15 protein-coding genes are annotated in these 13,397 nt (G+C 69.2%); 5 read left to right on the forward strand and 10 right to left on the reverse strand.

What is annotated here, in order from left to right:
* Positions 1-58 precede the first annotated feature (58 nt).
* The 3 genes from ACFONC_RS04105 to ACFONC_RS04115 are packed head-to-tail and all read right to left on the reverse strand — an operon-like array spanning position 59 to position 2,102.
* Positions 59-946 carry a DUF4097 family beta strand repeat-containing protein gene (locus ACFONC_RS04105; RefSeq protein WP_386742457.1) on the reverse strand — a complete coding sequence of 296 codons (888 nt, stop codon included), beginning with the start codon at positions 944-946 and terminating at the stop codon, positions 59-61.
* Positions 947-960: 14 nt separating this feature from the next.
* On the reverse strand, positions 961-1,521 hold the full coding sequence (locus ACFONC_RS04110) for a hypothetical protein (protein ID WP_386742458.1): 561 nt from the start codon (positions 1,519-1,521) through the stop codon (positions 961-963).
* On the reverse strand, positions 1,518-2,102 hold the full coding sequence (locus ACFONC_RS04115) for an RNA polymerase sigma factor (RefSeq protein ID WP_386742459.1): 585 nt from the start codon (positions 2,100-2,102) through the stop codon (positions 1,518-1,520). Before ACFONC_RS04115 ends, ACFONC_RS04110 begins: the two co-directional genes overlap by 4 nt.
* 104 nt (positions 2,103-2,206) lie before the next feature.
* On the opposite strand from ACFONC_RS04115, the gene ACFONC_RS04120 reads away from it, so the two are divergent.
* A complete protein-coding gene (locus ACFONC_RS04120; RefSeq protein WP_386742460.1) occupies positions 2,207-3,757 on the forward strand; it encodes a S8 family peptidase in 1,551 nt (516 codons plus the stop codon).
* Positions 3,758-3,839: 82 nt separating this feature from the next.
* Entirely contained in the window at positions 3,840-5,375 is a 1,536-nt protein-coding gene (locus tag ACFONC_RS04125) for a fumarate hydratase (protein WP_386742461.1), read from the forward strand.
* Positions 5,376-5,593: 218 nt separating this feature from the next.
* On the opposite strand, the gene ACFONC_RS04130 is transcribed toward ACFONC_RS04125, so the two are convergent.
* The 3 genes from ACFONC_RS04130 to ACFONC_RS04140 all read right to left on the reverse strand — a co-directional run bounded on the left by ACFONC_RS04130 (position 5,594) and on the right by ACFONC_RS04140 (position 8,682).
* Positions 5,594-6,748, reverse strand: coding sequence for a phospholipase A (locus ACFONC_RS04130; protein WP_386743055.1), 1,155 nt, complete (start codon positions 6,746-6,748; stop codon positions 5,594-5,596).
* On the reverse strand, positions 6,748-8,067 hold the full coding sequence (locus ACFONC_RS04135; RefSeq protein ID WP_386742462.1) for a mechanosensitive ion channel domain-containing protein: 1,320 nt from the start codon (positions 8,065-8,067) through the stop codon (positions 6,748-6,750). The genes ACFONC_RS04130 and ACFONC_RS04135 overlap by 1 nt, the downstream gene beginning before the upstream one ends.
* Positions 8,068-8,181: 114 nt before the next feature.
* On the reverse strand, positions 8,182-8,682 hold the full coding sequence (locus ACFONC_RS04140) for a DUF456 domain-containing protein (RefSeq protein WP_386742463.1): 501 nt from the start codon (positions 8,680-8,682) through the stop codon (positions 8,182-8,184).
* 272 nt (positions 8,683-8,954) lie between these two features.
* Here ACFONC_RS04140 and ACFONC_RS04145 point away from each other — a divergent pair, with 272 nt between their 5' ends.
* The gene (locus ACFONC_RS04145; protein ID WP_386742464.1) at positions 8,955-9,164 is read left to right on the forward strand and encodes a cold-shock protein; all 210 of its coding nucleotides are present in this window, start codon (positions 8,955-8,957) and stop codon (positions 9,162-9,164) included.
* An 80-nt stretch (positions 9,165-9,244) separates the two neighbouring features.
* On the opposite strand, the gene ACFONC_RS04150 is transcribed toward ACFONC_RS04145, so the two are convergent.
* Both ACFONC_RS04150 and ACFONC_RS04155 read right to left on the reverse strand, forming a co-directional pair.
* Positions 9,245-9,715 (reverse strand): glycine zipper 2TM domain-containing protein, encoded by a 471-nt coding sequence (locus tag ACFONC_RS04150; protein WP_386742465.1) that lies wholly within the window; start codon positions 9,713-9,715, stop codon positions 9,245-9,247.
* A 167-nt stretch (positions 9,716-9,882) separates the two neighbouring features.
* Positions 9,883-10,347: a hypothetical protein gene (locus ACFONC_RS04155; protein ID WP_386742466.1), complete on the reverse strand. Its 465-nt coding sequence runs from the start codon at positions 10,345-10,347 to the stop codon at positions 9,883-9,885.
* A gap of 61 nt (positions 10,348-10,408) precedes the next feature.
* Here ACFONC_RS04155 and ACFONC_RS04160 point away from each other — a divergent pair, with 61 nt between their 5' ends.
* On the forward strand, positions 10,409-11,230 hold the full coding sequence (locus ACFONC_RS04160) for a tRNA threonylcarbamoyladenosine dehydratase (protein ID WP_386742467.1): 822 nt from the start codon (positions 10,409-10,411) through the stop codon (positions 11,228-11,230).
* A gap of 59 nt (positions 11,231-11,289) precedes the next feature.
* On the opposite strand, the gene ACFONC_RS04165 is transcribed toward ACFONC_RS04160, so the two are convergent.
* Positions 11,290-12,096: a TatD family hydrolase gene (locus tag ACFONC_RS04165; RefSeq protein WP_386742468.1), complete on the reverse strand. Its 807-nt coding sequence runs from the start codon at positions 12,094-12,096 to the stop codon at positions 11,290-11,292.
* Between the two features lie 4 nt (positions 12,097-12,100).
* Positions 12,101-12,331: a DUF6116 family protein gene (locus tag ACFONC_RS04170; RefSeq protein ID WP_386742469.1), complete on the reverse strand. Its 231-nt coding sequence runs from the start codon at positions 12,329-12,331 to the stop codon at positions 12,101-12,103.
* Between the two features lie 183 nt (positions 12,332-12,514).
* Here ACFONC_RS04170 and ACFONC_RS04175 point away from each other — a divergent pair, with 183 nt between their 5' ends.
* A complete protein-coding gene (locus tag ACFONC_RS04175) occupies positions 12,515-13,327 on the forward strand; it encodes a glycine zipper 2TM domain-containing protein (protein WP_386742470.1) in 813 nt (270 codons plus the stop codon).
* Positions 13,328-13,397: the final 70 nt, after the last annotated feature.

Genomic DNA, 13,397 nt, shown 5'->3' on the forward strand with positions numbered 1-13,397 from the left:
ATGCCACGCCCGCCTGGTGGCGGGCGTGGAAGCCTTGATGGAACCGCGCAGGCGGCCCTTACCGCAGCAGCAGTTCCGCCGAGCCGGAGAAAGTCTCCATGTTGATCTCGCCGCTGCCGCTGCCGTAGCGGTGCTCGAAACTCGACCCGGGGCCGAACCGCGGCTTGTCGATCTCCACGCCCGGTGCGCGCAGGTGGCCGCTGAAGCTTTCGGCATGCACCGTCGCCGACAGCGATTTCGGGGCGACGACCTTGATGTTGCCGCTGACCGACTCGGCCCCGATGCTGCCGCCGTCGGCGAGCCCGGCCTGCAGGGTCGCGTTGCCGGAAACCGTGGTGCTGGAGAGCTGGCGCACGCGCTCGCCGCGGCTGTCGACGGTGATGTTGCCGGACACGGTTTCGACCTCGACCCGGCCGTCCAGGCGGCCGCGCAGGTTGACGCTGCCGCTGACGGACTGCGCTTCGACGTCGGCGGAGTTCAGGGTCAGCTCCAGGTCGCCGCTGACGCTTTCGATGTCGGCCTTGCCAGGCGCGCCGGCGACGGTGATGTCGCCGCTGACGCTGTCGATCTCAAGGCTGCGGCCAGCGGTGCCGATCACGCTGATCTCCACGGCGACGCCGTCGATGTCGAGGCTGGCGAGCGTCGGTACGTCGATCACCAGGTTGGTCGGCTCGCTGTTGTCGTTGCTGGTGCGTGGGTAGCGGACGATGATCTCGAGCTCATTGCGGTCGCCGCGGAGTTCGAAGGTCTCGACGCCGCGTCCGAGGCTGCCGCCGACATGCACTTCGGGTTTGTCCCAGACGCGCACCTGGATGCTGCCCTTGAGGTTGGAGATCTCGACCTTGCCGTCGGCGTCGAGCGGGCGGGTTTCGTTGATCGGCGTGGAGGCCAGCGCCGCAGCGGGCAGGGCCGCCAGCAGCAGCGGCAGGAGGAGGCGGAAAGACATGGCGATAGCTCCGTTCAGGTAGAGATGGTGGTCGTGGACAGGCGCCGCGACAGATCCAGTCGCTGGGCATAGAGGCTTTGCAGGCGGTTGAACAGATAGCGTGCGTCGGGATCCTGGTGCAGCGCGGCGCGGACGGCCGCGGCGCCGCGGTCGATCTCGTGCAGCGCGCTGGCGTCGACGTCGGCCGGGCGGCGCGCGTCGAAAGCGCTCCAGGCGGTGCGGTACTCGTCGGTCATGTGCGCGGCTTCCTGCAGGATCACGCTGGCGGCGACCCCCTGCGAGGGCTGCGGCGCCGACGGCGGGGCCACGGTCCAGGCGATGGCCAGTGCGGCGGCCAGCGATGCGGCGGTCGCCAGGCCTGCCAGGCGGCGCGTGCGGCGGCTCCAGCCGCCGCGGGCATGCGCCGGCAGCGGTGTCGCGGCTGCCGGTGGCGGTGCGGGCTGCGCATTTTCTTCGATGCGTGCGCGGATGCCCGGCCACAGGTCGCTTGCCGGCGCGGCGTCGCGGCGCAGGGCCTGCAGCGAGCGGCGCAGGTCGTCGGGAAGGGGGGCGTCGTGGTCGTGGTCGATGTTCATGCCTGTTCTCCCAGTCGCGTCCGCAGCAGGCCGCGGGCGCGGTGCAACTGTGCCTTCGAAGTGCCGACGGCCATGTCGAGCCCGGCGGCGATCTCTTCATGGGTCCAGCCTTCCACGTCGTACAGCACCAGTACCGCGCGGGCGCGCGGCGGCAGCGTGGCGACGGCGCGTTCGAGGTCCATGCCCAGGGCGGTGGTATGCCCGGCCGAGTCCGGATGGCCCATGCGCTCGAAGTGTTCCTCGTCGTCATCCATCGCAGGCGCCGCACGATGCCGGCGCATCTCCATCAGCGCGGTATTGGCCGCCAGTCGGTACAGCCAGGTGCCGAACGCGCTTTCGAAGCGATACGAGGCCAGCGCCTGCCAGGCACGCACGAAGGCGTCCTGGGTCAGATCGTCGGCGTGCTGGCCGCGGCGGCCGAGCAGGCGCGAGATGACCCCGTGCACGCGGCCGACGTGGCGGCGGTACAGGGCCTCGAACGCGGTGGTGTCACCGCCGAGGCAGGCGTGCACCAGGGCGTGGTCGTCATCCACGGCCGGTGCGGAGGCGGGCATCAGTGCGGTCACGATGGTGGTCAGCATAGTCCTTGGGATGCGTCGCGGCGGGCAGGGGTTTAAGGGACGGGCGGTGATCCGCCCTGCGCCGCATGTGCTAGCGTTCGGCACGGATCACAGGGGGTCTCAGGATGAAGGGAACGATCATGCTGGCGATGGCCGCCGTCTGGATGGCCTTGGCTTCGGCGCCCGTCCTGGCGCAGGCTCCCGCCGTATCGGCGCAGGCGCGCGCTGCCGTCGCCGACACGGGGCACGCACGCGTGATGGTGGCGCTGCGGCCACGGAACGCGTTCTCCCGGGCCGGGCTGTCGCCGATCAAGGCGCTGCGCATGGCACAGGTCGAGGCTGTCGCCGATTCGGTACTCGATAGCCTTCCGCCGGGAAGCCATGCATTGAAGCGCCGCTTCGCGCTGGTGCCGGCGCTGGCGCTGGAGGTGGATGCACGTGCACTGGAGGCGCTGGAGCGGCATCCGGAGGTGGTGGCGGTGGACATCGACGCCGGCGGCTCGGCAGGCGCGGCGGTCGCGCCGGACGAAGCCAGCCGGGTCAACCGGGTCGCCGGGCTGGATGCGCTTGGCCTGGGCGGCAAGGGCCGCAAGGTGGCGGTGATCGACAGCGGCGTGGACATCGACCATGCGGACCTGGTCGGGCGCCTCGTCGACGAGGCCTGTTTTTGCAGCCCCACGAGCGGCAGCGGTGGCTGCTGCCCGAACATGACCGCGACACAGGCCGGCCCGGGCGCCGCAGTCGACGACCATGGCCATGGCAGCAACGTGGCCGGGATCATCGTCGGCGAAGGAGGCGTCGCCCCGCGCGGCGCGGTGCCGGATGCGCAGCTGGTGGCCGTGAAGGTGATCAGCGCGGCTGGCCGTTACTGCTGCGCCTCGGACGTGGTTGCGGCGATGGACTGGGTCGCGACCCATCATCCCGACGTGGCGGCGGTGAACCTCAGCCTCGGCAGCGATGACACTTTCCCTGGCCACTGCGACGCGAGCACCGCGTGGACGCAGGCGCTGGCCACGGCCGTCGACGCGCTGGTGGCCAACGGCGCGGTGGTCACGGTGTCGACCGGCAACCAGGGCAACGTGCAGCAGATCCAGGCACCCGCATGCGTCCGCAACGCACTGTCGGTGGCGGCGACCTGGGATTCGGACATCGGCACGGTGGACGACTTCCTGGGCTGCAGCGAGGCGACTACCGCGGCGCGCAAACCGACCTGTTTCTCCAACCGCAGCCCCACGACCGACCTGTTCGCGGCCGGTGCGTTCGTCACGTCCACCGGCTACACCGGCGGTACCTCGGTCTACGGAGGTACCTCGCAGGCCGCGCCGATGGTCGCCGCCTGCGCGGTCGCGCTGTCGCAGGCCGCGCCGGTGGCGACCGTGGCCCAGCGCATGGACGCGATGGCGCTTTCGACCACCCGCATCGACGATCCCGCATCCGGTCGGGTTTATCCCTTCCTCGACTGCCGCGACGCGGTGGCGCTGCTCAATCCGGACGCGATCCGCGCGCTGCCCGCCAACGGCGCGCAACCGCTGCTGCCGCCTCGTTCCGGACCGGCGGCCGCGTCGCAGCCGGCGTTGCCGGTCGCGACGCGGGCCGGTGTGGGGCCCGACGAAAGGGCGGCGGAAGGCAGCGTTCCACGCGGGCAGCCGCGGAACGCCGTTTCCAGGCAGCGCTGACCGGATAGCGCTGATTGGAGCCCGCGAGCGGGCGGTGGGCTAAAATCGGCGGCTGTTTCCGCCAGCCTCCGCGAGCCCCGCAGTGACCTCCAGCCGCCCGGTTTCCATCAAGCAGGAAGACCTCATCCAGAGCGTCGCGGACGCCCTGCAGTACATCAGCTACTACCACCCGGTGGACTACATCCGGAACCTGTCTGCCGCCTACGAGCGCGAGGAAAGCCCGGCTGCGAAGGACGCGATCGCGCAGATCCTGATCAACTCGCGCATGTGCGCCGAGGGCCACCGGCCGATCTGCCAGGACACCGGCATCGTCACCGTGTTCCTGCAGATCGGCATGGACGTGCGCTGGGATGACGCCACGATGGGCGTCGAGGACATGGCCAACGAAGGCATCCGCCGCGCCTACCGGCACCCGGACAACAAGTTGCGCGCCAGCGTGCTGGCCGACCCGGCCGGGCGCAGGAAGAACACCGGCGACAACACGCCGGGCGTGGTGAACGTCAAGGTGGTGCCCGGCAATACGGTGGACGTGATCGTCGCGGCCAAGGGCGGCGGCTCGGAGGCGAAGAGCAAGTTCGCGATGCTCAATCCGTCCGACTCCATCGTCGACTGGGTGCTCAAGACGGTGCCGACCATGGGCGCCGGCTGGTGCCCGCCGGGCATGCTCGGCATCGGCATCGGCGGCACCGCGGAAAAGGCGATGCTGCTGGCCAAGGAGTCGCTGATGGAGCCGATCGACATCGTCGACCTCAAGGCGCGCGGGCCGTCGAACCGGCTGGAGGAAATGCGCATCGAACTGTTCGACAAGGTCAACGCGCTGGGCATCGGCGCGCAGGGCCTGGGCGGGCTGACCACCGTGCTCGACATCAAGATCAGGGATTACCCGACGCACGCGGCCAACCTGCCGGTGGCGATGATCCCCAACTGCGCCGCCACCCGCCACGCGCACTTCACGCTCGACGGCAGCGGCCCGGTAATGCTCGACCCGCCGTCGCTGGAAGACTGGCCGAAGCTGACCTACAACCCGGCCAACGCGCGCCGGGTCGACCTCGACGCCATCACCCGCGAGGAAGTCGCCAGCTTCAAGCCCGGCGAGACGCTGCTGCTCAACGGCAAGCTGCTTACCGGCCGCGACGCCGCGCACAAGCGCATGGTCGACATGTTGAACAAGGGCGAGCCGCTGCCGGTCGACTTCAACGGCCGCTTCATCTACTACGTCGGTCCGGTCGACCCGGTGCGCGACGAGGCCGTCGGCCCGGCCGGCCCGACCACGGCCACGCGCATGGACAAGTTCACCGAGCAGGTGCTGTCACAAACCGGCCTGTTGGGCATGGTCGGCAAGGCCGAGCGCGGCGATGCGGCGATCGACGCGATCCGCAAGCACAAGTCGGTGTACCTGATGGCAGTGGGCGGCGCCGCGTACCTGGTATCGAAGGCGATCAAGGCCGCGCGCGTGGTCGCGTTCGAGGACCTTGGCATGGAGGCGATCTACGAGTTCACCGTGCAGGACATGCCGGTGACCGTGGCGGTGGACTCGACCGGCGAGTCGGTGCACAAGACCGGCCCGCGCGAGTGGCAGTCGCGGATCGGCAGGATCCCGGTGGTCGTCGAGGGCTGATCGTCGGCCTTGGCTGACAGTTTGCCTTTGCAGGAGCGGCGGCAGCCGCGAGCTTTTGCAATCGACCGCGGCTGGTGGTTGGCCGCGCGCTATCTTCTCTTGTCATCCCGAGCGCAGCGAGGGATCTCGGAGTCGCCCTGATCCAGATCCCTCGCTGCGTTCGGGATGACAGCCAAAGAGCGGCACGCTGCAGCCCCCAGCCCCCAGCTCCCGGCCCCCTAGAACCACTCGAGCAACGAAATCCCCAGCCCGACATACGTCGACCGGTGGTTGTAATCGATCAGGCTCTCCCCGTACCCGTCGAACACCTGCACGTGCCCGCGCAGCGAATTATGGATCGGGAAGCCCCAGTCGAAACCCACCGCGCCGTGCGAGCGGTCGCCGCCGCGCAGCGAATGCCGCAGCATCATCGACAGTTCGTGTCCGCCGATGGTGTGCACGATGGTCACGTCGCCGCGGCCCATGTAGTCGTCGATGTCCGGGTTGTCGTCGTCGTTGCCGTCGGAGATCCGGATCCATGGGCGGAACATCACCGCCCAGTTCTCGCGGTCCAGGCCGACGTTGAACATCACCCGGTTCCAGCTGCGCGACAGCGGGTCGGCGCGGCCGTTGGACTGGTGGTTGATGCCGACCGCCGCCATCCGGCCCTTCCAGCCGCCGATGCTGTAATTGTTGCGGAAGACGAGCAGGATCTCCGGCTCGTAGTTGGTCTCGCGGAACGGACGCGAAGCCTCGCCGTTGTAGACCTGCCAGCGCGAGCTCTGGGTATAGCCCATCCAGATGTCGCCGTTGTCGCCGAACAGGTTCTCCCAGGCCTTGGTCTTGAAGCTGATCTGGAACTTGGCCTCGACCGCGTCCAGGTCCATCGGCTCGGTCACGGTGTTGCGCGGGTTGGGCGAGTGCGGCGTCTCGTTCTGGTCGCTGCTCCAGAACGCCGGCAGCAGGTAGACCGGCTTGTAGGCGCGGAAGTTGAAGGTGCCGAGCTTGGAGTCCTTCGCCAGCTCCCAGCGGCTGTCGAGCAGCGAGCCCTTGCCGGCGTTGGCGATGGCATCGTCGGGTTCGGACGCGAACAGGTCGTTGGCGGCGGTGCGTGCGCGTTCGGCGCCCGTTGCGGCGGCCGCTTCTGCTTCGCTCGCCGCCTCGCGGTTCTGGCGCGCGAGGGCGGCGGCGGCATCGGCCCGTGACGGGTCGCGCGCGCGGCGCCCGGCGACGCGGTCGTAGCAGGCCAGGCGGTCGACGTCGACTTCCACCAGCGCGCATGCATCGATGCTGGCCTCCGCCGGAGCGGTTGCGGTTCCCGACTGCGCGAACGCCGGCGCCCCGGCCCCGGCGAGCCCGAGCAGGAACAGGGCGGTCGTCTGTTGTACGGGCATCATGGCGAGTCCTTGTCGTGTTCGAGCATGTTGCCTGCCGCGGCAGCGCCCGCGCGCTGGGCCTCGGCAAGCTGGTCGTCGATGTCGCGGTTGACTGATGTGTCCACGTTCGCGCCGTGCACGGGTTCCACCGGTGTGGCGGGCGGGCCCGACGCCCCCGGTTCGCGCGAAGTCACGACGTGGTACACGGTGCGCGGCGGCTGGATGCCGGCGTGCGCGAAGGCCGCCTTTACCAGCCGGATCGCCTCGCCACGCACCTTGCCCAGGTCGGTGCTGCGCTGGTCGACCCAGCCGAAGAACTGCAATTCGATGCCGCTGGGTGCGTTCTCGACCAGGTTCCACGACGGTGCCGGGTCGTCCAGTACGCCGTCGATGCCGGAGTACGCCTCCAGCGCCAGTGTCTGCGCCTGGCGGATCGAGTGCGCCGCGTCGATGCTGGCCTTGAAGTCGAAGCGCCGCTTCGGGTTCTGCGTGTAGTTCAGCAGCACCGACTTGAACACCAGTGCGTTGGGCAGCTGCAGCTGGTTGCCGTCGAGCGTCATCAGGATGGTCGCGCGCGAGGTCAGTGCGACCACCTTGCCTTCGTGGTCATCGATGCGCAGGTGGTCGCCGGGCGAGAACGGCTTGCGCAAACTGAGCAGCACGCCGGCGATGTAGTTCTCGGCGATGTCCTTGAACGCGAAGCCCAGCGCCAAGCCGACCACGCCCGCCGAGCCCAGCACCGCCTTGGCCATGGTCGACAGGTCGAGCAGCCTGAGTGCCAGCAGCACGCCGACCAGGGTCACGATGATCCGTATCGAGCGCCGGAGCAGGCCGTCCATGTAGGGATTGTCGGTGCGCAGCCGCAGCAGGCGCAGGTTGAGCGAGAGCGCCTTGCCCAGCCACGATGCAAGCAGCACGACCAGCAGCGCGACCAGCAGCAGCGGCGCGCGGCCGAGCATCGCGACCAGGCGCTCGGTGACCTCGTGGTAGGTGGTGCGCAGGTGCGCACCCAGGCTGTTGTCGATCTCGACCTTGTTGACCACGGTCGATACGCCCGGGGTTTCGGTGGCCAGTTCGCCGGCGCGGTCCTTCTGCGCCTGCGCCAGCACCGTGCCGTCGAGTTCCGCGACGCCGTCGTCGATGTTGGCGGTGACGTCCTGCAGCGCGTCGTTCGAGCCCAGCTTCGCCTGCAGTTGCCGGCCGGCGGTGGTGTCGTTCGGCCGTTCCGCGTCCTGCGGCGCCTCGACGGCCGCGGATTGCGCCTGCACGACGAAGGGCGCGGCCAGTGCCAGGCAGGCAAGGAGGACGATCGGCAGCTTCGGGCGCGTCATGGTCATCGGGTCACGGACGGGTGGGGTGGCCGGGTGGCGGGCGCATGCAACGTCGAGCGTGGCAGTGTATCCGGCGATGTCTGCTGGATCGCGTGAACCCCCCGCGGAACACGCAGTGGCTCATGCGTACCACGCCCACGCGAACAGCACGAACATCGTGCACGCCAGGCCGAGCTTGAGCACGATGCCGAACACGATCCCCATCCAGGTGCCGAAACCGACCTTCGTCGCCTGGCCGACGTCGGCGGCGCGGATGCTGCGCCCGTGCCACAGCTCGCCGAGCAGCGCACCGACGAAGGGGCCGGCGAACAGGCCGACCGGGCCGAAGAACAGCCCGACCAGGGTGCCGACCACCGCGCCGACCACGGCCTTGCGGCTTGCACCCACCCGTTTCGCCCCGGCGGCGGTGGCCCAGAAATCGATCACCATCGACAGCGCGGTCAGCAGGCCCAGCACCAGCAGCCACCACCATTCCACGCGTTCGAAGCCGTCGGCCCAGGCCGCCAGCAACATGCCGAAGAACACCATCGGCAGGCCGGGCAGGGCGGGCAGGATGATGCCGGCAAGGCCGACGACCACCATCAGTGCGGCGAGTACGTACCACAGGGCATGCAGGTCCATCGGATTTCCTTTGCTGGGTACGGGCCGGAGGATGCGTTGTTGCCGCGCCGAGGGTGCCTCGCGCGCGCGATTGCATTTTCACAAATGCCGGGGTAGTTTGCAGGCGCTGTGTTTGTCAAGGTCACCGTGAATCGTGGCCTGGATGTGCCCGATCCGTGCTGCACTGCCCGTTGTTCCGCCGCCGATCTGCGACACCGTCTGCTCCCCGTTTCCTCCTTGCGACCAGCTGCCGTCAAGACGTCCAGAACAAACCGTTACAGGGAGCGATGCAGATGTCAGAGCGTGAAACCGGAACCGTGAAGTGGTTCAACGATGCCAAGGGCTTCGGATTCATCAGCCGCGAGAATGGCGAGGATGTCTTCGTCCATTTCCGCGCGATCCAGACCCAGGGCTTCAAGAGCCTGCAGGAAGGACAGAAGGTCAGCTTCACCGTCGTGCAGGGGCAGAAGGGCCTGCAGGCCGATGCGGTGCAGCCGCTCTAGCCGACCGAAAAGCCATTCTCGGAAAAGGAAAGGCCCGCCGGATGGCGGGCCTTTTTTTCAGGTGCGGCAATGTCGCCGGTTCAGCGCAGCGCCGCGCGTCCGCCGTTGATCCGCACGTAGGAGCCCTCGCGGATGCCGGCCAGGTCCGTCTGCTGCACGGTGCGCAGGTTGCCGTCCTCCATGCGCACGGTGATGCGGTAGGTGGTGCCTTCCTGGACGCGGTTCTGGATCGCGTTGCCCGCGATCGCGCCGCCGACCGCGCCGGCCGCGGCGGCGATGTTCTGGTTGCCCTTGCTGCCGCCGGTCTTGTCGGAAATCTCGTGGCCGGCCACCGCGCCGACGATGCCGCCCAGGACCGCGCCGGTCGCGTTGGGGACGTTCTGGCCGCGGGCGACGGCCTCGATGCGCGTGACCGTGCCGCAGTCGGTGCAGACGCTGCTGCCATAGGACGGCGCGCTGCTGTAGCCGCCGCCGTAGCCGGGCGAGGTGGCACAGCCTGCGGTCGCGAGGGCTGCGGCGAGCGTGGTGGCGCCAAGCAGTCGAATGTTCATGCCGATCTCCTGTCGTGTCGGGACGGAGCCGGTGGCTCCTCGGCAGGACATTAGGCGTTGCGCCGTGAACCGATGGTCAATCGGGCGGCGATCCGGACAGGTGGCGTGGTGGTTGTCAGTGCGGGTTCATTTCCGCCACGGCGACGCGGCCCGGCCGGGTCTCTGCTTCAGCTGCGGAAATCCTGATGGCAGGCCTTGCAGGCCTCGCCGATCTTCCCCATTGCGGCGCCGACGCCGGCGCAGTTGAGCGGCGGCGCAGACAACGTCGAGTCGAGCACGGCGCGCAGGTCGCTCGCGTGCTTGGTGAACCGCGTGTCCTCGCCGAGGTCGCCGAACGCGGGTTCCAGGTCGTTCGAGATCGTGCGCAGTGCCTGCAGGTGCGGCAGGGTGTCGGTGGCGCTGCAGCGGTTGGCCTCGGTGCTGGCCTTGAGCCTTGCCATGTGCGCCTGGAACAGGTCCATCGCCGCGATCGGGTAGCGGTCCTGCCAGGTTTTCCCCGCTTCCACCGTGCGCAGGATCATCACCACTGCAACGGCGCCGATCACCAGGCCGATGAGGAACACGAACAGGTAGCGGCTGGCGGCGGAAGGCTTGGCCGGCTTGGCGGGGCTGGCTTCGGGCGTGGTCGACATGGCTGGCTCCTGTTTGGCTTCGGCGACGATAGCATGCGGCCGGCGCCGGTAAACTGGCCGGATGGATGCATCCTGGCAGGAACGTTTCTCCGGCATCGACCGGCTTTATGGCCGCGGCGCGCTCGAAAGGCTGGCCGCGTCGCACGCGGCCGTCATCGGCCTGGGCGGCGTCGGTTCGTGGGCGGTCGAGGCACTGGCGCGCAGCGGCGTGGGCGCGCTCACGCTGGTCGACGCCGACGACCTGTGCGTGTCGAACACCAACCGCCAGCTGCCCGCACTCGAAGGCCAGTACGGCCGCGGCAAGGCCGACGCGATGGCCGAGCGCTGCCGCGCGATCAATCCGCAGGCCGACGTGCGCGCCGTGGCCAGTTTCCTGACGCCTTCGAACATGGAGTCGCTGCTGGGCGACGGCTTCGACGTGGTGCTCGACGCCTGCGACAGCTTTCGCGCCAAGGTCGAGATGATCGCCTGGTGCCGGCGCCGCAAGCAGCCGATCGTGACCGTCGGTTCGGCCGGCGGCCGCATCGACCCGACCCTGGTGCGCGTGCGCGACCTGTCGAAGACCGAGCACGACGCGATGCTGGCGCTGATCCGCCGCAAGCTGCGCACCGAGTTCCGGTTTCCCACTGGGCCGAAGCGCTACTTCAGCGTGCCGGCTGTGTACTCGCTGGAGAACGTGCGCTATCCGCAAGCCGACGGCAGCGTCTGCGGCACCCGTCCCCAGCTGGGCGCCGACGCCGCGCTCAAACTCGACTGCGGCGCGGGACTGGGCGCGGCGACGCACATCACCGGGGCGTTTGCGTTCGCCGCCGCGGGCAAGGTGATTGAATTGCTGCTGCGGCGGAAGCCCGCCGCCGCGCAGGCAACGCCTGCGACGCCGTAGGTCGGGGTTACGTCCCCGACGGCTTTTCGGATTCGTTGTGTCGGGGATGTAACCCCGACCTACGGCGCATCACCGGGGCGGGGCGGTGCCTCCGACGGAAGGTCGGGCGGGAAGCCGAACAGGCGCTCCGCATTTCCGGTCGTGGCCCTGGCGACTTCTTCCGGCGATATCCCGCGCAGTTCCGCAACCGTTTCGCACACAGCCCGCAGCCGCGCAGGCTCGTTGCGCTGCCCCTGGATCGCACTGTCCGGCTGGTCGGGCGCGTCCGTTTCCAGCAGCAGATGTTCGATCGGCATGTCGGCGACCAGCTTGCGCAAGCGATTGGCGCGCTGGTAGGTGACCGGCCCGCCGATGCCGAGCAGAAAGCCCAGCTCCCAGAGCTGTTCGGCCTGCTGCCGGCTGCCCGACCAGCTGTGCACCACGCCGCGCAGCTTGCCGACGCGGCGGATCGACGCGATCACCGCGTCGACAGCGCGTCGCGCGTGCACGATCACCGGGAGGTCATGCTCGCGCGCCAAGGCCAGCTGGCCCTCGAAATAGCGTTGCTGCGCATCGTGGTCCAGGCCTTCGACGAAATAATCGAGCCCGCATTCGCCAACGGCGATGGGGCGCTCGCGCTCGATCCAGTCGCGCAGCTGCGCGAGGTGTTCCGGACGATGCTCGGTGAGGAACATCGGATGCAGGCCGTAGGCGGGGAACAGCCCGTCGGTGCCGGCGCAGATCCCGCGCAGCTTCGGCCAGCCCGCGGCATGGATCGCGGGCACGACCTGGCGGACGACTCCCGCGGCCCGGGCCCGGGCGACCACCTGGTCGCGATCGCGGTCGAACTCGCCTGCATCGAGGTGGCAATGGCTGTCGACCAGCATGGCGTCAGTCCCGGCGGCCGGACTCGCCCTCGATGGTTCCGCCGCGCCCTGGCCGCACCCGCTTCCAGTTGGCCAGCAGGAGCGTGCCGAGGCCGAGCAGCAGCTCGTCGACAAAGGGAATCACGTCCGGCACGAGGACATCGCCTATGAACAGCGCCGCGGTCAGCAGGAACAGCTTGGGATAGCTCAGCCGGCCGAACCAGCGCATCAGGGGGGCGAGCAGGGGATTGGGCATGATCGATTCCCGTTTGGCTGGAAGGACGACAGTGGGGGCGCACAACGCTACCACCGGGCGGATGCACGGCGTGGATTCATCGTGGCGTCAGTTTCGAGCCGCGGCGGGGAAGCTCCATTCAGGTAGAGGATGCTGGAATTGTCGGGCACACAAGAGCGGCATATCCGCCATCAGGAGAGGCTCATGAACAAGAACACCATCGCCATTGCCATTGCCGCGCTGCTGGTGGGCGGCGTCTCCGTCGCTGCGTTCCAGCAGGCCCGTGGCCCGGACACCGCTGATGCCACCGCGCCCGCCGGCCTTGACGACCAGGGCCTGGTCCAGGACGACGCGGCCCTGCTCGACAACAGCATCCCCGACAGTGGCCGCGTGGCCTACGCCAACGTGGTGGCCGTGGAGCCGATCACCGAGACCGAGAAGCTCTACGCCACCGTCATCGGCACCGACCCGGTGCGCGAGACCTCGACCAGCTCGACTCCGCGCGAGGTCTGCAACGACGTCGTGGTGCAGGAACGCCTGCCCGAGCGCGACGGCAACGTCGGCGGCACGGTGGCCGGCGCGGTCATCGGCGGCCTGCTCGGCAACCAGGTCGGCGGCGGCAACGGCAAGAAGGCCGCGACTGCTGCCGGCGCCGTGGCCGGCGGCTTCATCGGCAACCGCGTCGACCGCAGGCACGTTGGCGGCCGGGTGGTGAACCGCACCGAGCGCCAGTGCCACACCGTCACTGACACGTCCGAGTCCAGCCACGTGGTCGGCTACGACGTGACCTATCGCAATCCGGACGGCAGCACCGACACGATGCGCATGGGCAGCAAGCCCGGCAGCCGCATCTCGCTCGGCACGCAGGACAAGACCGTGGGCTACGACGTGACCTACCGCTACGAGGGCACGGAGCAGACCATCCGCATGGACCAGAAGCCCGGCGACCGCCTGCCGGTGATCGACGGCCAGGTGGTGACGCAGACCGCCGCCGCTGGCGCCGCCGACCGCGGCTGAGCAAAGCGCCAGCAGGGAAAGCAAGAGGGGCCGGAGCAATCCGGCCCCTTTTTCGTCGCGTGGTTGCCGG

Source organism: Luteimonas soli (genome assembly GCF_042648865.1).
In the GTDB taxonomy this organism is placed as follows: domain Bacteria; phylum Pseudomonadota; class Gammaproteobacteria; order Xanthomonadales; family Xanthomonadaceae; genus Luteimonas; species Luteimonas soli.